Origin of the sequence: Pseudomonas gessardii (assembly GCF_001983165.1) — a bacterium.
GTDB lineage: Bacteria > Pseudomonadota > Gammaproteobacteria > Pseudomonadales > Pseudomonadaceae > Aquipseudomonas > Aquipseudomonas gessardii.
In genome coordinates this window covers 26,687-43,351 of the sequence record NZ_MNPU01000050.1, presented here as the reverse complement: position 1 = coordinate 43,351, position 16,665 = coordinate 26,687, and the positions used below count along the sequence as shown (strand labels likewise).

The 16,665-nt window shown below is 62.9% G+C and carries 16 protein-coding genes; 10 read left to right on the top strand and 6 right to left on the bottom strand.

Going from position 1 to position 16,665, the window contains the following annotated elements; genetic code table 11:
* Window positions 1-218 precede the first annotated feature (218 nt).
* Complete coding sequence (gene mdeB, locus BLL38_RS24815) at window positions 219-2,897, bottom strand: alpha-ketoglutarate dehydrogenase (RefSeq protein ID WP_076964695.1); 2,679 nt, start codon at window positions 2,895-2,897, stop codon at window positions 219-221.
* 195 nt (window positions 2,898-3,092) lie between these two features.
* On the opposite strand from mdeB, the gene BLL38_RS24810 reads away from it, so the two are divergent.
* Both BLL38_RS24810 and pcsA read left to right on the top strand, forming a co-directional pair.
* Window positions 3,093-4,031, top strand: coding sequence for a class I SAM-dependent methyltransferase (locus BLL38_RS24810; RefSeq protein WP_076964694.1), 939 nt, complete (start codon window positions 3,093-3,095; stop codon window positions 4,029-4,031).
* A gap of 150 nt (window positions 4,032-4,181) precedes the next feature.
* A complete protein-coding gene (gene pcsA, locus BLL38_RS24805; protein WP_076964693.1) occupies window positions 4,182-4,901 on the top strand; it encodes a phosphatidylcholine synthase in 720 nt (239 codons plus the stop codon).
* A 16-nt stretch (window positions 4,902-4,917) separates the two neighbouring features.
* On the opposite strand, the gene BLL38_RS24800 is transcribed toward pcsA, so the two are convergent.
* A complete protein-coding gene (locus BLL38_RS24800) occupies window positions 4,918-5,703 on the bottom strand; it encodes a sulfite exporter TauE/SafE family protein (protein ID WP_076964692.1) in 786 nt (261 codons plus the stop codon).
* Between the two features lie 173 nt (window positions 5,704-5,876).
* Here BLL38_RS24800 and BLL38_RS24795 point away from each other — a divergent pair, with 173 nt between their 5' ends.
* From BLL38_RS24795 to BLL38_RS24785, 3 genes are all read left to right on the top strand, one after another.
* On the top strand, window positions 5,877-6,434 hold the full coding sequence (locus BLL38_RS24795) for a UPF0149 family protein (RefSeq protein WP_076964691.1): 558 nt from the start codon (window positions 5,877-5,879) through the stop codon (window positions 6,432-6,434).
* A gap of 102 nt (window positions 6,435-6,536) precedes the next feature.
* The gene (aroA, locus tag BLL38_RS24790; protein ID WP_076964690.1) at window positions 6,537-7,793 is read left to right on the top strand and encodes a 3-phosphoshikimate 1-carboxyvinyltransferase; all 1,257 of its coding nucleotides are present in this window, start codon (window positions 6,537-6,539) and stop codon (window positions 7,791-7,793) included.
* A gap of 32 nt (window positions 7,794-7,825) precedes the next feature.
* Window positions 7,826-8,215 carry a hypothetical protein gene (locus BLL38_RS24785; RefSeq protein WP_076964689.1) on the top strand — a complete coding sequence of 130 codons (390 nt, stop codon included), beginning with the start codon at window positions 7,826-7,828 and terminating at the stop codon, window positions 8,213-8,215.
* Window positions 8,216-8,257: 42 nt separating this feature from the next.
* Here the strand turns inward: BLL38_RS24785 and BLL38_RS24780 are convergent, their stop codons facing one another.
* The 3 genes from BLL38_RS24780 to BLL38_RS24770 all read right to left on the bottom strand — a co-directional run bounded on the left by BLL38_RS24780 (window position 8,258) and on the right by BLL38_RS24770 (window position 10,255).
* Window positions 8,258-8,479 carry a hypothetical protein gene (locus BLL38_RS24780; protein ID WP_076964688.1) on the bottom strand — a complete coding sequence of 74 codons (222 nt, stop codon included), beginning with the start codon at window positions 8,477-8,479 and terminating at the stop codon, window positions 8,258-8,260.
* A gap of 162 nt (window positions 8,480-8,641) precedes the next feature.
* Window positions 8,642-9,322: a GNAT family N-acetyltransferase gene (locus tag BLL38_RS24775; protein ID WP_076964687.1), complete on the bottom strand. Its 681-nt coding sequence runs from the start codon at window positions 9,320-9,322 to the stop codon at window positions 8,642-8,644.
* Between the two features lie 51 nt (window positions 9,323-9,373).
* Window positions 9,374-10,255, bottom strand: a complete 882-nt coding sequence (locus tag BLL38_RS24770) for a LysR family transcriptional regulator (RefSeq protein WP_076964686.1) — start codon at window positions 10,253-10,255, stop codon at window positions 9,374-9,376.
* A 117-nt stretch (window positions 10,256-10,372) separates the two neighbouring features.
* Between BLL38_RS24770 and BLL38_RS24765 the strand changes: the two genes are divergently transcribed.
* The 5 genes from BLL38_RS24765 to BLL38_RS24745 all read left to right on the top strand — a co-directional run bounded on the left by BLL38_RS24765 (window position 10,373) and on the right by BLL38_RS24745 (window position 16,078).
* A complete protein-coding gene (locus BLL38_RS24765; RefSeq protein ID WP_076964685.1) occupies window positions 10,373-11,578 on the top strand; it encodes an MFS transporter in 1,206 nt (401 codons plus the stop codon).
* A gap of 54 nt (window positions 11,579-11,632) precedes the next feature.
* Window positions 11,633-12,343: a FadR/GntR family transcriptional regulator gene (locus BLL38_RS24760; protein WP_076964684.1), complete on the top strand. Its 711-nt coding sequence runs from the start codon at window positions 11,633-11,635 to the stop codon at window positions 12,341-12,343.
* 109 nt (window positions 12,344-12,452) lie between these two features.
* Window positions 12,453-13,646 (top strand): L-2-hydroxyglutarate oxidase, encoded by a 1,194-nt coding sequence (gene lhgO, locus BLL38_RS24755; protein ID WP_076964683.1) that lies wholly within the window; start codon window positions 12,453-12,455, stop codon window positions 13,644-13,646.
* Window positions 13,647-13,817: 171 nt separating this feature from the next.
* A complete protein-coding gene (locus tag BLL38_RS24750) occupies window positions 13,818-15,146 on the top strand; it encodes an MFS transporter (protein ID WP_076964682.1) in 1,329 nt (442 codons plus the stop codon).
* 80 nt (window positions 15,147-15,226) lie between these two features.
* The gene (locus BLL38_RS24745) at window positions 15,227-16,078 is read left to right on the top strand and encodes a CAP domain-containing protein (protein ID WP_076964681.1); all 852 of its coding nucleotides are present in this window, start codon (window positions 15,227-15,229) and stop codon (window positions 16,076-16,078) included.
* Window positions 16,079-16,144: 66 nt separating this feature from the next.
* On the opposite strand, the gene BLL38_RS24740 is transcribed toward BLL38_RS24745, so the two are convergent.
* Window positions 16,145-16,624, bottom strand: a complete 480-nt coding sequence (locus BLL38_RS24740; protein WP_076964680.1) for a VOC family protein — start codon at window positions 16,622-16,624, stop codon at window positions 16,145-16,147.
* Window positions 16,625-16,665: the final 41 nt, after the last annotated feature.

Sequence of the window (16,665 nt, the reverse complement as noted above, 5' to 3'; positions counted from 1 at the left end):
CTTGGTAACTTCTTGAAGATCGTTTTGGAGGGGCATGAAACGAACTCATAAAAACAGAGCCCGTTTCTATTATTGCTTGGCGGAGAAGTCAATTTCTTAACTGACTGGCATTAGGGCTTGCCCGCGAAGGCGTAGTGTCAGTTGATGCATAGGTGACTGACCCACCGCCATCGCGGGCAAGCCCGCTCCCACAATGAGTCCTCCTATACCTTGAGGTGTCAGTGGGTCCAGGACGCCGCACGCTCGGTGTGCAGGCCGTACCGTTCAATCGCCTGCTGACACACCTGCGCCTCCAGGCTGCCCTGCTCCACCAGGGCGGCCAACGCGGCCAGCACGATATGGTGGCGGTCCACCTCGAAGAAATCACGCAGCGCCGCCCGGGTGTCGCTGCGCCCGAAGCCATCGGTGCCGAGCACGGTGTAGTTCGACCCCAGGTATGAACCGATCATCTGCGGCACAGCCCGCACATAGTCCGACACGGCCACCACCGGCGCGCCCTCGGGCAGGCAGCTCGCCAGGTGGCTGCGCCGTGGGCTTTGCAGGGGATGCAGGCGGTTCCAGCGCTCCACCTCCCGCGCCTCACGGGCCAGTTCGCTGAAGCTGGTCACGCTGAACACCTCGCTGTCGATCTGCCAGTCGTCTGCCAGCAACTGCGCGGCGACCTGGGCCTCGCGCACCAGGGTGCCGGAACCGAGCAGGCGCACCTTGGCGCCGGCACTGCCATCAAGGCGGTACAGGCCCTTGATGATCGCCGCCTCGACGCCCTCGGGCAGGCTCGGTTGCGGGTAGTTTTCGTTCATCAGGGTCACGTAGTAGAACTCGTCCACATCGTGCTCAAGCATCTGGCGCATGCCGTGGTCGAGAATCACTGCAAATTCGCCGGCAAACGCCGGGTCGTAGGCGCGGCAGTTGGGCACGGTCGCGGCCATCAGGTGGCTGCTGCCGTCCTGGTGCTGCAGGCCCTCGCCACCCAGGGTGGTACGCCCTGCCGTGGCGCCGAGCAAGAAGCCCCGAGCGCGCTGGTCGGCAGCGGCCCAGATCAGGTCGCCCACCCGCTGGAAGCCGAACATCGAGTAGTAGATGTAGAACGGCAACATGCGCAAGCCATGCACCGAGTAACTGGTGGCCGCCGCGACCCAGGAGCTGATGGCGCTGGCTTCGCTGATGCCTTCTTCGAGGATCTGCCCGTCGGTGGCTTCGCGGTAGCTGAGAATCGAGCCAATGTCCTCCGGCTCGTAGCGCTGGCCGACGCTGGAATAAATGCCGATCTGCTTGAACAGGTTGGCCATGCCGAAAGTGCGTGCCTCGTCGGCGACAATCGGCACGATACGCGGGCCCAGGGCCTTGTCCTTGAGCAAATTGCTGAGCATGCGCACAAAGGCCATGGTGGTGGACATTTCCTTGCCTTGGGCCTGGGTCGCGAAACCGCCGTAGCCACTCACCGGCGGCACAGGCACCGGTTCGGCGCTCTGGCTGCGGCTGGGTACATAACCGCCCAAGGCGGCGCGGCGCTGGTGCAGGTAGCGCATTTCGGCACTGTCGGCGGCGGGTTTGTAGAAGCTCAGGGATTCGGTCTGCTCATCGCTCAGGGGCAATTGGAAGCGGTTGCGAAAGGCGATCAGCGCCTCGCGGTCGAGTTTTTTCTGCTGGTGGGTGGTCATCTTGCCCTGCCCGGCCTCGCCCATGCCAAAGCCCTTCTTGGTCTGGGCCAGGATCACCGTAGGGCGCCCCTTGACCCGCCGCGCCGCATGATAGGCCGCATGGATTTTCAGCATGTCGTGGCCGCCGCGCTTGAGACGGTCGATCTGCTCGTCGCTCAAGCCAGCCACCAGCTTGGCCAGGGACTCGCTCTGGCCGAAGAAGTGTTCGCGGTTATAGGCACCGTCCTTGGCGGCAAAGGTCTGGAACTGCCCGTCCACGGTCTGGGACAAGGTGCGCACCAACGCACCGTCCTCATCCTTGGCCAGCAAGGCATCCCAGTCCGACCCCCAGACCAGCTTGATCACGTTCCAGCCGGCACCGGCAAACAGCGCCTCCAGCTCGTCGATGATCCGCCCATTGCCACGCACCGGGCCATCGAGGCGTTGCAGGTTGCAGTTGACCACCCAGGTCAGGTTGTCCAAGCCTTCGCGGGCGGCCAGGGTCAGGGCCGACATGCTTTCCGGCTCGTCCATTTCGCCGTCGCCGAACACGCCCCAGACGTGGCGGTCGGTGGTGTCCTGCAAGCCGCGATGGTGCAGGTAGCGCATAAACCGCGCCTGGAAAATCGAGCTGATCGGGCCAATGCCCATGGAGCCGGTGGGGAACTGCCAGAAGTCCGGCATCAACCACGGGTGCGGATAGCTCGACAGGCCACGGGCGCCGGCCTTGACGGCACCCAGTTCCTGGCGATAGTGGGCCAGGTCCTGCTCGCTCAAGCGCCCTTCAAGAAAGGCCCGCGCATAGATACCAGGCGCGGAATGCGGCTGGTAGAACACCAGGTCGCCGCCCATGTTGTTGTGGCGTGCCCGGAAAAAATGGTTGAAACCCACCTCGAACAGGTCCGCCGCGCTGGCGTAGCTGGCGATATGACCGCCCAACTCGCCATAGGCCTGGTTGGCGCGCACCACCATGGCCAGGGCATTCCAGCGCACCAGCGAGGCCAGGCGCTCTTCGGTGGCCAGGTCACCGGGAAAGTGCGGCTGCTGGGCCACGCTGATGCTGTTGATATACGGCGTGCCATGGCGTGGCTTCCAGCCGATGGCCGGGGTATTGCCGGCGTCGGCCAGCATATCGAGGATCTGCCGCGCGCGCTCAGGGCCGGCATGGCGCACCAGGGAATCCAGGGCGTCGCGCCACTCGGTGAGTTCCTGCGGGTCAATGGCTGTTTGCTGGACTGTCTTGACAAAACCGTTCATGGGGGCACCTGCGAGCTGTTTTTTTCCAGTTTATGTCTGCCCATAAGGATTTTTTGACTGTTCTGGGTAGGTAAAAGGGCGATTTGCAGCACAAAACACTTAAACACCCCTGATTAAAAGCACGTTGTGCTTGCGTCACCTGAGTCAACGCAATTGTGTTTAAAATGCCGCCCGTTTAATGATCGACGCCGCCCGATGACCCCAGACACCCTCGCCCTGCTCCACACCCACTTGCTGACCGCCCTGCGTGATGTGCCCGTGGAAACCCGTCGCCTGTTCCACGGCCGGGGTCGTTGTTGGCCGGGGCTGGAGCAGTTGACCGTGGATTGGCTGCAAGGCGTGGTGCTGGTGTCGTTGTTCAAGGAGCCCGAGGCAGCGCAGCTGCAAGCCTTGCAACACCAACTGCGCGAACTCTGCGAAAGCTGCGAATGGCAACAGGCCGGCGCCCACACCCTGGCCCTGCAACATCGCTACTTGCCGCAAAGCACCACCGAATGGCTGTGGGGGGAAATGGTCGAGGAACTGACCATCACCGAAGGCGGCCTGCGTTATCGCATCGACCTGGGCAAAAAGCAGAACAGCGGGCTGTTCCTGGATATGCGCTACGGGCGCAATTGGGTGCGCGAGCACGCCGGTGGCCTGCGGGTGCTGAACCTGTTTGCCTATACCTGTGGGTTTTCCGTGGCCGCCATCGAGGGCGGGGCCGAGCATGTGGTCAACCTGGATATGGCCCGTGGCGCCCTGAGCCGGGGCCGCGACAATCACCGGCTCAATGGCCATGACCTGGGCAAGGTGAGTTTTCTGGGGCATGACTTGTTCAAGTCCTGGGCCAAGGTCACCGGCAACGGGCCTTATGACCTGGTGATCATCGATCCGCCGTCCTTCCAGAAAGGCAGCTTCCTGCTGACCAAGGACTACCAGCGCGTGCTGCGGCGCCTGCCGGACCTGCTGACACCCCAAGGCACGGTGCTGGCCTGCATGAACGACCCGGCGTTGGGCGAAGACTTCCTGATCGAAGGCGTCACCCGCGAAGCCCCGGGGCTGCGGTTTGAGCAGCGCCTGGCAAACCCGCCGGAATTTCCCGATATCGATGCACAAAGCGGCTTGAAGGCCCTGGTGTTCCGTCAGGGCTGATGCCGAATCCGCCAGTGCTTGCTACGCTGAATCCAAGGCCTTGGTGGTGAACCTTATCCCCCCCTTCCCGGTCGATACCTGCATCCCTTGGCCAGATTCGACGCCCAACCGCCGTCGGCTGCCCCGTTTCACCTTTTGGAGAACGCCCCTGTGATATCGACCCTGCATGTAGCCAGACTCAAAGCCTGGGGCGCCCACGGCTTTACCGCCACCGGCGTGGTGCTGGCCTTCCTGGCGACGCTGGCGCTGCTGGAGAACCAACCCAAGGCGTGCCTGCTGTGGCTGGGCCTGGCGTTGATCGTGGATGGCGTGGACGGGTCGCTGGCGCGGCGGGTCAATGTGCAGACGGTGCTGCCGAGCTTCGATGGCTCGGTGCTGGACCTGGTGATCGATTACCTGACGTATGTGTTTATCCCGGCGCTGTTTATCTACCGCTATATTGACCTGCCGGACTTCACCCACCTGTTCACCGTGTCGGTGATCCTGGTGTCGTCGCTGTTCTGCTTCTGCAACGTCAATATGAAGAGCAAGGACAACTACTTCCAGGGCTTCCCGGCGGCCTGGAACGTGGTGGCGCTGTGTGTCTACATTATCGACCCGAACGCCTGGGTAACCCTGGCCACGGTGATCGGCCTGGCGCTGCTGACCGTCACGCCGATGAAGTTCCTGCACCCGTTCCGGGTCAAGCGCTTTATGCCGATCAATATTGCAGTGACCACGGTGTGGCTGCTGTGCAGTCTGTTGCTGGTGATCGACCAGCCGTACACCAACAAACTGACCATGGGCTTGTGGTTGTTGATGTCGGCGTATTTCCTGGGGATCTGTATCTGGCGTACGGCGGTGGAGTGGTTGGATAAACGCAGGGCGTGATGCCTACCAGGCTGGCTCAGAACGCCAGCTTGAAACCAATCAACCCCAGCATCACCGCCAGGCACGGGCGCAGCAGTTCATCCGGCACCCGGCCGGACATATGGCTGCCGACATAGATGCCCGGCAGCGAGCCCATCAGCAAGAACCCCAGCAAATGCCAGTCCATATTGCCCATGCTCGCGTGCCCCAGGCCCGCGACCAGGGTCAGGGGGACCGCGTGGGCGATTTCGGTGCCCACCAGGCGCTTGGTGGCCAGGAACGGGTACAGGATAAACAGCGCCACGGTGCCCAGGGCCCCGGCACCGATGGAGGTCAGGGCAACCATGGTGCCCAGGATCGCACCGGTGAACACCGTCAACCCGTTGAGGCTGCGCGGGCTCACATGGTAGTTGTCGCCGGCATGGCGCTGGGCAAAGGCCAGCAATCGCTTCTTGAACAGAATCGCCAGGGCCGTCAGCAACAACACCACGCCCAGGGCTTGCTTGATCACCTCGTTCATCGCGCTGGGATCGGTGTGCAGATTCTTGAGGAACCACAGCGTCAGCAGCACCGCCGGCACGCTGCCCAGGGTCAGCCAGCCGGTGATGGTCCAGTCGATGTTCTTGTTCTTGCCATGCACCAGCACCCCACCGGATTTGGTGATGGCCGCGTACAGCAGGTCGGTGCCCACGGCCGTGGCCGGGTTGATGCCGAACCACAACAGAATCGGGGTCATCAGCGAGCCCCCGCCCACGCCGGTCATGCCGACGATAAAACCAACGATCAGGCCCGCCACCACAAAACCAAAATTACCCACATCCATTACAACTACCTGCGGCCTTATAAAATTCTGGCGGCAGCATAGCGATTTTTCTTATAACGACTTATACCAATAAGATCTGACTTTATTCCTTTTTCGGCATCCAGCCCTTCTGGCACTGGATTAAAACGCCGACACGCGCCATCCTCCGCGCTTTACGCCCAAAGGATCTGTTCATGCACGACCAAGCCCTCGCCCCCGCCGATTTCGAGTTTATCGAAGACATTCTGCTCAAGTACGGCGATGACAACTCGGTGTTGAACCTGGCCGAACTCGATGGCTACTTCACTGCCCTGGTGTCCGGCCCGGCACCGGTGGATGTGGCTATCTGGTTCCCCGCGATCTGGGGTGGGCAGATGCCGGCATGGGAAAGCAAGGAAGAACTCGGGCAGTTTATCGACCTGTGCACGCGCCATCTCAATAGCCTTGCCCAGCAGTTGGCCAGCGATGCCCAGGGTTTTGAGGCGCGCTTTGAACACACCGAACATCAGGACCTGCCACTGACCCTCGCCGAGGAATGGTGCTTTGGCTATATCCGTGGCGCCGCGATCAGCGAATGGCCCACCCTGCCGGCCGAGCAGGCGGCGCAGTTGGAAGCCATCTCCTGGTGCGCCGAGCAGGACAATTTCGAATTGCCGGCAGACCTGGATGTGGCGGCCCATCAACAGCAGGTGGCGCGCATCGAGCCAGCAGCCAGGGCCTTGCATGCCTATTGGTTGAGCCAACGCGGTTAAACCCGCGGCATGATTTGACCCTGCCCTGCCGGATGGTCGATTATTCGTCTCCGCCAGCCGGCCACTCCCAGCCACCGCGCCTTGAATCAGGAGCCTTGTACCTTGAGTTCGCAGAAAACCGTGACCGTGACACCGCCCAACTTTCCATTGCACGGCAAGGTAGCGCCTCCCGGCTCCAAATCCATTACCAACCGCGCCCTGCTGCTGGCGGCCCTGGCCAAGGGCACCAGCCGCCTGAGCGGCGCGCTGAAAAGCGACGATACCCGGCATATGTCCGTGGCCTTGCGCCAGATGGGCGTGACCATTGACGAGCCGGATGACGTGACCTTTGTCGTCACCGGCCATGGCAAGCTGCAGTTGCCGGCGCAACCGTTGTTCCTCGGCAATGCCGGCACCGCGATGCGCTTTCTCACCGCCGCCGTGGCGACCGTGGAGGGCACCGTGGTGCTCGATGGCGACGAGTACATGCAAAAGCGCCCCATCGGCCCGCTGTTGGCGACGCTGAACCACAATGGCATCAAGGTTGAAAGCCCCACCGGCTGCCCGCCTGTGACCGTGCAGGGCACTGGCCGTGTGCAGGCCAAGCGCTTTGAGATCGATGGCGGCCTGTCCAGCCAATACGTCTCGGCGCTGCTGATGCTCGCCGCCTGCGGCGAGGCCCCGATCGAGGTGGCCCTGACCGGCAAGGACATCGGCGCCCGTGGCTATGTCGATCTGACCCTGGACTGCATGCGTGCGTTTGGCGCCCAGGTGGAGGTGGTCAACGACAGCACCTGGCGTGTGGCGCCCACCGGCTACACCGCCCACGACTACCTGATCGAACCCGACGCCTCGGCGGCCACCTACTTGTGGGCGGCCGAAGTACTCACGGGCGGCAGCATCGACCTGGGTGTCGCCCCACAGGACTTCACCCAACCCGACGCCAAGGCCCAGGCCGTGATCGCCCAGTTCCCGCAGATGCCGGCCACGGTAATTGGCTCGCAGATGCAGGACGCCATCCCGACCCTGGCCGTGCTGGCGGCGTTCAACAACACCCCGGTGCGTTTCACTGAACTGGCCAATCTGCGGGTCAAGGAATGCGACCGCGTCCAAGCCCTGCATGACGGCCTCAACGAGATCCGCCCGGGCCTGGCGACCATCATCGGTGACGACTTGCTGGTCGCCAGCGATCCGGCGTTGGCCGGCACGGCGTGCACCGCACGGATCGACACCCACGCCGACCACCGCATCGCCATGTGCTTTGCCCTGGCGGGCCTGAAAGTCTCGGGCATCCAGATTCAAGACCCGGACTGCGTGGGCAAGACCTATCCTGAGTACTGGAACGCCCTGGGCAGCCTGGGCGTGCAACTGACCTACTAAGCCGTCAGCATCAGCGTGGGGAGGGAGTGATCATGACAATTCGCCAACCCTGCCCACCGGCTGTGTGTGACTGCGAGCGCGAACAATTGCTCGCGGCGCCCGGCGCCGACCAGCGCATCCTGCAACTGACCCGCCAAGAAGAAAAAAAGCTGCTCGAGCGCCTGGAAAACCTGCAAAGCCTGGCCGACCTGGAACGCATGCAACAGCTGATGCTGCAACAACTGGGCATCCGCGTGCACATCGCCCCGGGCCATACCGAAGTCAAAAGCATGCGTGGGATCCAGATTGTGATCGACGAGCTGCCGGGGCTGTGTCGCAAGACGCGGCAGTCGATTCCGGCGGCGATTCGCAGAGGGATGGAGAAGCGACCGGAGATTGCTTATCGGTTGCTGGATGCCCATGACCTGTTTCGAGGCGGTTGAACCCGCCACCCGATAAAAGGTGGCGAGTTTCAGGTACGCGCCTTACCAGGTGTAGGTACCACCACCCGGAGTTCGGAATGTAAATGTTTTTTCTTTGGCGGAATGTTTAATGTCGCTATTGCTCGCCGATTGCTCGTTTTCTAATACGTGTTTTTGAATATTATCCAACACCTCTAACCTAGCCTCGAACGCATCAGGCTTTTTGCCCGAGGTGTCGATGGTAGGGGCCAGTATTCCTGGGGTATTAGCTGAAATCGAGGACATATTCTTCTCCATTAGTCATAGGATCGCCAACCTGAGCTGCTCCGTTGCTGCAGCTTATGCGGGCACCGCTCACTAGTGGCAAACAGACAAAAACCGTTCCAAAGCATTCGTGCGCAATCTATTTCCAGCCATTTAAACCAGCAACCACCGCACACCTGAACGCTACGCCTGCCGCCCCTGAACAAACCTGCGGGCCTTGCGCGTCAGCTGGTCAAAATGCCGGTCGCGCTGTTTCTCGGCATCGATCATCGCGCGCTTGCCGTGTTTGTGTAGCAAATAGGTGTGGATCTGCCGCACTTCCAGGGAGCTGTAGATCGACGCCACCTCCAACACGCCCATCAGGCCATCGGTGCTGTAGTCGCGGGTGTTCATCAACACCTGGGTGCCCCGCACGCCGCGCACCTGAAAACCCATGGCCTCGAACGCCGGGACTTTTTCCACCGCGCAGGCCAGTTCGCCATGGGGGTAACGGCTAAGCATCTCATCGATCATCGCCCGCGCCACGCCCTGGCGACGGTGGCTGGCCTGCACGGCCATATAGGCCACACCGCAGGCTTCGGGATCATCCTTGACCGGCAGGTACAGCAGGAAGCCGATAACCTTGGCTGGATCCTGCTTATCCATCGCCACGATCAGCTCAACCGCAATGCCCTTGGCCCCGCCCACCGCCTCCAGATACAGGTGCACTTCGTAGCCGATTGCATACTGGTAGACGTTGTACAGTAGGTTGCTCGGCGGGATGGCGACACTACTGATATCGGTCAGGTAGTCGACCACCATCTGCAGGATCTGGCTGTTGACGGGCTCGGGGCATGGGCTGGCGTAATGGGTAAGGGTGAACATCGAATTCCTGTTTCCTGGTCTTTCACATCAAGGCTGGCGGGATTGTACCTGTTATGCGCCACACACCTCGCGTAAACAGCCACGCAACCAGCGATGCGCCAGGTCGGCATCCAGGCGTGGATGCCAGAGCATGGCCACGCTGAACGGCGGCACATCCACCGGCAGGGCAAAGCTGTGCATGTCATCGCGCAGGCCGTGGGTGTAACGCTCCGGGACGCTGGCGATCAGATCGGTCCTGTGCGCCAGGGCCACGGCCGTGGAGAACCCGGTGACGATGGTTGCCACGTCTCGCGTCAGGCCCTGGGCCGCAAGCGCATCGTCAATCTGCCCACGCTCGCGCCCGCGCCGCGACACGTAGATATGCCGGCCGGCGGCGTAACGCGCCAGGGTGATGGGGCCTTGGCTCAATGGATGGCCGGCGCGCACCACGCCGATAAAGCGGTCGCGAAACAACAACTGAGTCAGCACTTCGGGGTTGGCCGTGCTATCGACCACGCCGGTTTCCAGGTCCACGCCGCTGTCACGCAGCGGTGTACCGGGCTTGTGCATAAAGTGCAGGCGCACGCCGGGCGCCTGTTCGGCGACACGGGCAATCAGCGCAGGGCCAAAGCTCTCGACGAACCCTTCGCTGGTGCGCAGCACAAAGGTGCGCACCAAGCCCTTGAGGTCCAGGACCTGCAGCGGGCGCAGCAGCGCCTGGGCATCCTGCACCAGTTGGCTGACCTGCTCGCGCAGTTCCAGGGCGCGTGGCGTCGGCACCAGGCCACGGCCGGCGCGCACCAGCAATGGATCACCGGTGGTTTCACGCAGCCGCGCCAACGCCCGGCTCATGGCCGAGGGGCTCAGGCCCAGGCGTTGGGCGGCACGGGCGACGCTGCCTTCGGCGAGCAACACGTCCAGGGTGACCAGCAAGTTGAAGTCAGGCAGCGACACGGCGGCAATCCTTATCAGGCGTTTGACGCAGGTATAGAGTGCAACTACTGCGTCTTCCGCCATAGTAGGCGACGCCGTAGAGTGCGGGCAACGACCACTGCACGCCAAGGAAACCCCATGACATCCCCTACCCCACGCGGCGCGCTCGCCGGTTTGTCGTTGTGCATGTTGCTGGCCTCGCTGGGCACCAGCATTGCCAATGTCGGCCTGCCCCAGATGGCCGAGGCCTTCACTGCGCCCTTTGCGGCGGTGCAGTGGGTGGTGCTGAGTTACTTGCTGGCAACCACTGCGGTGCTGGTGAGCGCCGGTCAGTTGGGGGACCGATTCGGGCACCGCCGTCTGCTGCTCGCGGGGCTGTTGATCTTCGCCGTGGCGTGCGCTCTGTGCAGTGTCGCGCCGTCTCTCGGCCTGCTGGTGGCGGCGCGGGCACTGCAAGGTGTCGGGGCCGCCATCATGTTGGCAATGACTATGGCGCTGGTCACGGCCACCGGACGCGTGATGGGCTGGCTGGGAAGCCTGTCGGCCATCGGCACCGCCCTGGGGCCGGCCATCGGGGGAGTGTTGAGCGCCGCATTTGGCTGGCGTGCGCTGTTCTGGATCATGCTGCCACTGGTTGTCCTGGCCTATGGGCTGGTCCACTGCGCACTGGCCGCGGGTGATCGGCAACCGTCAGCCCCTGGCCATCGCCCCAGTGTGTGGCGGGTGCTGCGCGACCGGGTCCTGGGCGCCGGGCTGGGCATGAGCGCGCTGGTGGCAGCCGTGATGATGGCCACCCTGGTCGCCGGGCCGTTTTATCTGCGTCATGGCGCCGGGCTCAATCCTGCGCAGATGGGCCTGGCGATGGCCGTCGGCCCCGGTCTCGCGGCACTGGCAGGCTTGCCCGCCGGACGCCTGACGGAGCGTTTCGGCAGCGCTTGCACAACGCTGGGCGGCCTGTTGTGCATGCTGGCCGGCTGCCTGGTGCTGGCGCTGATGCCCATTGGCGCAGCGGGCTATATCGGTGCACTGGCTCTCCTGACCCTGGGCTATGCGCAATTCCAGGCGGCCAACAACACGGCGGTGATGAGCAAGCTGTCGGCGGATCGCCGCGGGGTGGTGGCCGGGCTGTTGAACCTGTCGCGCAACCTGGGCTTGATCATCGGCGCATGGGCCCTGGGCGCGGTGTTCGCCTGGGGCACCGGCGATATTCACTCGGCCCTGCCCGCCGCAGTCGGCCAGGGGCTGAGCATGACCTTTGGCGCGGCGCTGGGCCTTATCGTCCTGGCCTTGCTGCTGGCCGTCACGCGCCGAGTAAAAGCACAGCAAGCCATCACGGCACCTTGACAAGGGAAAATCGTAACAGCTATTGTCTGACAACCTGATCACCTAGGTTTTGCCATGCTTGAGCTCCAGCGTCCAGATTCCCTCGTGGTGCGTGTTGTCAGCGCCATACGGGCCGAGATTGACTCCGGACAACTGGCGCCCGAGTCGCGCCTGCCGACCGAGCAGCAACTGGCGGAACAGTTGAACGTCAGCCGTTCGGTGGTGCGCGAGGCGATCGCCCAGCTCAAGGCTGATGGCGTGCTGACCGCCCGGCGTGGCCTGGGCTCGTTTATTTCGCAGACCCCCGCCGGTACGGTGTTCCGCTTCCCCGAAAAGAACGGCCGGCGCCCTGACCTGGCACAAATGTTTGAAGTGCGCCTGTGGATCGAAACCCAGGCGGCCTCTATTGCCGCCCAACGCCGCGACGCTGACGACCTGCAACGCATGAAACGCGCCTTGCAGGAAATGCACGACAAGCGCGCCGACTTTGAAGCTGCAGCGCTGGCCGACGTGGCGTTTCACCGGGCCATCGCCGACGCCAGCAAAAACGAATACTTCGTTGCCTTCCACGACTTTTTGCGTAGCCAATTGGCCAGCGCCCGCAAGACGGCCTGGGAAAACTCGGCCTCGCGCTTTGCCAGCGGTTCGGCCGACGCCACCCAGGAACACCAGGCGCTGTACCAGGCCATCGTCGACGCCGATCCCCAAGGCGCCGCCGCTGCCGCCGAAGCGCATTTGCGCGCTGCCGCCAAACGCTTGCAACTGGAGCTGCCGGCAACCCATTGATCCATCGAACACCTATAAAGCGTGCCTGCGGGTGCGCCGTTTTTTTAACAAAAACATTAGTCTGACAACCTGATAAGCAGACTGAAATGTACTGATTTAGGTAGCCCATATGATTTATGACTTTTGCATCATCGGCGGCGGCATTGTCGGCCTGGCCACCGCGATGGAGCTGCTCAAGCGCCAGCCCAACGCGTCCCTGGTGATCCTGGAAAAGGAACCGGTCCTGGCCAAGCACCAGACCGGCCATAACAGCGGCGTGATCCATGCCGGCATCTACTACGCGCCGGGCAGCCTCAAGGCCGACCTGTGCAAGCGCGGCGCCGAGGCCACCAAGCAGTTTTGCCGCGAGCATGGGATCAAGTTCGAGGTGTGCGGCAAATTGCTGGTGGCCTCCACCGCCCTGGAAGTGCAGCGCATGGAGGCGCTGTATGCGCGCTCGCAACTCAACGGGATGAAGGTCGAACGCCTGGACGCCGAGCAATTGCAGGCCCGCGAGCCAAATATCGTCGGCCTTGGCGGGTTGTTCCTCGATGCCACCGGGATCGTCGACTACCGCCAGGTCTGCGAAACCATGGCCGGGGTGATTCGCCGCAATGGCGGTGAGATCTGCCTGGAAAAAACCGTCACGGCCATTACCGAAGACACCGACAAGGTCACCGTCAGCACCCACGACGGCGCCTGGCAGGCGCGGCACCTGGTGGTGTGCGCCGGCCTGCAATCGGACCGCCTGGCAACCCTGGCCGGGATCGATATCGACCACCAGATCATCCCGTTCCGGGGGGAGTATTTCCGCTTGCCCGCGTCGAAGAACAACATCGTCAACCACTTGATCTACCCGATCCCCGATCCGGAACTGCCGTTTCTGGGGGTGCACCTGACCCGCATGATCGATGGCAGCGTCACCGTCGGCCCCAATGCCGTGCTGGGCCTGGGTCGGGAGAACTACAAGAAGTTTTCCGTCAACTGGAAGGATGTGGCCGAGTACGCGCGCTTCCCCGGGTTCTGGAAAACCCTCTGGCAGAACCTCGGCTCCGGCAGCGTGGAAATGAAGAATTCATTGTTCAAGTCCGGCTACCTGGAGCAATGCCGCAAGTATTGCCCGTCCCTGGAACTCGACGACCTGCTGCCCTACGAAGCCGGGATCCGCGCCCAGGCGGTGATGCGCGACGGCAGCCTGGTGCACGACTTCCTGTTCGCCCAGACGCCACGCATGCTGCATGTGTGCAACGCGCCGTCACCGGCGGCCACCTCGGCGATTCCGATTGGCGAAATGATCGCCGACCGCATGTTCACCCCCCACTAAATCCCCCTGTAGGAGCTGTCTCGCCCCGCGAGGCTGCGATGACGGCGGCACAGGCAACACATGTATTGCCTGGCCCACCGCTATCGCAGCCTCGCCAAGGCTCGACAGCTCCCACAGTTGACCGCGTTTGCAACCCCCTAATAAATATAATGACTGAGAAGGAAGTACAGCATGACGGCAAAAGCCCACAACCCCGCCACGGTGGAAACCCCGGCCCAAACCAAGAAACGCCTGCGCAAGGTGGCTGCCGCCACCATCTTCGGTTCGATGCTGGAGTGGTACGACTTCTACCTCTACGCGACCATGGCGGCGATTGTCTTTTCCAAGATCTTCTTTGATAACAGTGACCCGAAAACCGCAACCCTGATGGCCTTCTCCACCTTCGCCATCGGCTTTATCGCCCGCCCTTTCGGCGGCATCCTGTTCGGCTACCTGGGCGACAAGTTCGGCCGTAAACATGTGCTGGTGCTGACGTTCTGCATGATGGGCGTGTGCACCACGCTGATCGGCCTGATCCCCAGCTATGCCTCGATTGGCATCTGGGCGCCGATCATTCTGGTGTTTATCCGTATCATCCAGGGGCTGGGTGCCGGAGCCGAGTTGTCGGGCGCGGCGGTCACGTCCTACGAACACGCCTCGGAAGGCAAGCGCGGCAGCCAGGGCGCCTGGCCGGCGCTGGGGTTGAACCTGGGCCTGTTGCTGTCGTCGCTGACCGTGTACCTGCTGACCATCAATGGCAATGAGTTCCTGCTGGCCGGCGGCTGGCGCATCCCGTTTATCTGCAGCATCGCCCTGGTGGGTGTGGGCCTGTGGGTGCGCAACAGCATCCCGGAAACCCCGGAGTTCAAGGAACTGAGCCAGGCGCCGGCCAAGGCCAAGGTCTCGCCGCTCAAGGCACTGTTCAAAAACGACCTCAAGGGCCTGGCGGTGGTGTTCTTCGTGGCGATTGGCTACAACGCCCTGAGCTATATCTTCAAGACCTTTTCCCTGGCCTACCTGACCCAGTTCAAGGGGGTCGACGTGCACGTCACCTCGCTGTCGGTGACCATCGCCAGCCTGGTGGCGATTGTCGCCGTGCCGTGCTTCGGCTGGCTGTGTGACAAGTGGAGCAGCAAGTCGGTGCTGGTGCTCGGCGGTGTGTTGTCGCTGCTGTTCGCCTACCCGTTCCTGGCGCTGCTGAACACCGGCGAAAGCCTGATGATCTACCTGGCCATCGGGATCGGCACCGGGATCCTCGCGCCGATGATGTTCGCGCCCCAGGGCTCGTTCCTCAGCCGGCAGTTCCCGACCCAGACCCGCTCTTCGGGCTTCGGCACCGGGCGGGAAATCGGTACCGCCATCGCCGGCGGTTTGGCGCCGCTGGGGGCCTTGTCGATGGTGGCCGCTTCGACCACTCACTCGACGGACGGCGTGGTGATCATCCTCGCCATCGCGTCGGTGCTGGTGGTGGTGTTTGCCCTGTGTGACCAGGGCCGCAAGCACTCGGCATTCAAGAACTGAGGGCAAAATATTGCCCAAGGGGTGCATCCGCGCCCCTTCATCGCGCATCATGGGCACTTTCATGCTCAAGGGAAACGTCCATGCGCGCTCTGTCATTGATGATAGGTGTCACGACGCTGGCCGCCAGCCTGGTGTTTTGCGCCACGGCGTCGGCGAGCGAAGAGAGTCAATTGATCGACTCGATCAACCAGTACCGCAGCCAGGTGCAGCGCTGTGGCGACCAGGGCTCCCAGGAATTGCCGCCGCTGGCGGTCGATCCGCGCCTGGTGTTGCCGGTCAATAATGTCGGCGATTTGCAGCAGGCCCTGGCCCAGGTGGCCTACCCGATGGTCAATGTACAGGCGATCAGCCTGTCCGGGCCGCGCGACGCGCAATCGGCAATGAAGGCGGTGCGCGAGAGCTTCTGCCGGGTGGTGCTGGACCCGCAATTTGTCGATATCGGCGTCAGCAACACTGGCCAGGACTGGCGCATTGTCCTCGCCCGCCCGCTGTTGAGCCGTGGCCTGGCCAGTTCCCAGGAGGCCGGCCCGCAGTTGCTGGAGATGGTCAACGCCGCCCGCAAACAACCGCGCCAGTGTGGCGAGCAAGCCTTCGCGGCCACCACCCCGCTGGCCTGGAACGCCCAGTTGGCGAGCGCCGCCGACAGCCATGCACGCAACATGGCCAACCATAATTTCTTCGACCACCTGGACCGCGACGGCCGCACCCCGGGCGACCGCGCGGAACTGGCGGGTTATGTGGCCCAACAGGTCGGCGAAAATATTGCCGCCGGCCTGGATACACCGCGCAAAGTGGTCGATGGCTGGCTCGCCAGCCCCGGGCATTGCGCCAACCTGATGAACCCGCAGTTCCGCGAATTGGGTGCCGCCTATGGGCTGGACCCAAAAAGCGACGCGGGAATCTACTGGACGGCGCTGTTAGGCACGCAATAGCGCTGCACTGGCCGGCGCTGCTTGGTATTGCCCTGTGTTGAGGGCAGACGTTATACCAGGGTTTGGTTACCCCTTGAGCGCCGCCTCAATCGCCGCAATGTCGATTTTCACCATGCCCATCATCGCCTCGAACGCGCGCTTGGCTGCCGCAGGATCGGGGTCGGTGATCGCCGCCGTGAGCAGGCGCGGGGTGATTTGCCAGGAGAGGCCCCACTTGTCCCGGCACCAGCCACAGGCAACCTCCTCGCCGTCATTGCCGACAATGGCCTGCCACAAGCGATCCGTCTCGGCCTGGTCATCCGTGGCGACCTGAAATGAAAATGCCTGGTTGTGCTGGATACCCGGCCCGCCATTGAGGCCCAGGCACGGGATGCCCATGACGGTGAACTCCACGGTCAGGACATCGCCCTGCTTGCCCGCCGGATAGTCACCCGGTGCTGTGTGTATGGCCTCTACCGAGCTGTGTGGGAAGGTCGCGGCGTAGAACCTGGCAGCCTCCAACGCAGCGCCGTCGAACCAGAGGCAGATGGTGTTTTTGTGGGTCATCTGGATGCTCCAAAAAGGCGATTGACCGTTTCAGTCTAGCC

Excerpts from the sequence above, each read along its gene's own strand:
- BLL38_RS24740 (WP_076964680.1), bottom strand. The coding sequence starts at position 16,624 with ATGACCCACAAAAACACCATCTGCCTCTGGTTCGACGGCGCTGCGTTG.
- BLL38_RS24750 (WP_076964682.1), top strand. The coding sequence starts at position 13,818 with ATGACGGCAAAAGCCCACAACCCCGCCACGGTGGAAACCCCGGCCCAA.
- BLL38_RS24785 (WP_076964689.1), top strand. The coding sequence starts at position 7,826 with ATGACAATTCGCCAACCCTGCCCACCGGCTGTGTGTGACTGCGAGCGC.
- mdeB (WP_076964695.1), bottom strand. The coding sequence starts at position 2,897 with ATGAACGGTTTTGTCAAGACAGTCCAGCAAACAGCCATTGACCCGCAG.
- BLL38_RS24780 (WP_076964688.1), bottom strand. The coding sequence starts at position 8,479 with ATGTCCTCGATTTCAGCTAATACCCCAGGAATACTGGCCCCTACCATC.
- BLL38_RS24760 (WP_076964684.1), top strand. The coding sequence starts at position 11,633 with ATGCTTGAGCTCCAGCGTCCAGATTCCCTCGTGGTGCGTGTTGTCAGC.
- lhgO (WP_076964683.1), top strand. The coding sequence starts at position 12,453 with ATGATTTATGACTTTTGCATCATCGGCGGCGGCATTGTCGGCCTGGCC.
- BLL38_RS24810 (WP_076964694.1), top strand. The coding sequence starts at position 3,093 with ATGACCCCAGACACCCTCGCCCTGCTCCACACCCACTTGCTGACCGCC.
- BLL38_RS24775 (WP_076964687.1), bottom strand. The coding sequence starts at position 9,322 with ATGTTCACCCTTACCCATTACGCCAGCCCATGCCCCGAGCCCGTCAAC.
- BLL38_RS24765 (WP_076964685.1), top strand. The coding sequence starts at position 10,373 with ATGACATCCCCTACCCCACGCGGCGCGCTCGCCGGTTTGTCGTTGTGC.
- BLL38_RS24800 (WP_076964692.1), bottom strand. The coding sequence starts at position 5,703 with ATGGATGTGGGTAATTTTGGTTTTGTGGTGGCGGGCCTGATCGTTGGT.
- BLL38_RS24795 (WP_076964691.1), top strand. The coding sequence starts at position 5,877 with ATGCACGACCAAGCCCTCGCCCCCGCCGATTTCGAGTTTATCGAAGAC.
- BLL38_RS24745 (WP_076964681.1), top strand. The coding sequence starts at position 15,227 with ATGCGCGCTCTGTCATTGATGATAGGTGTCACGACGCTGGCCGCCAGC.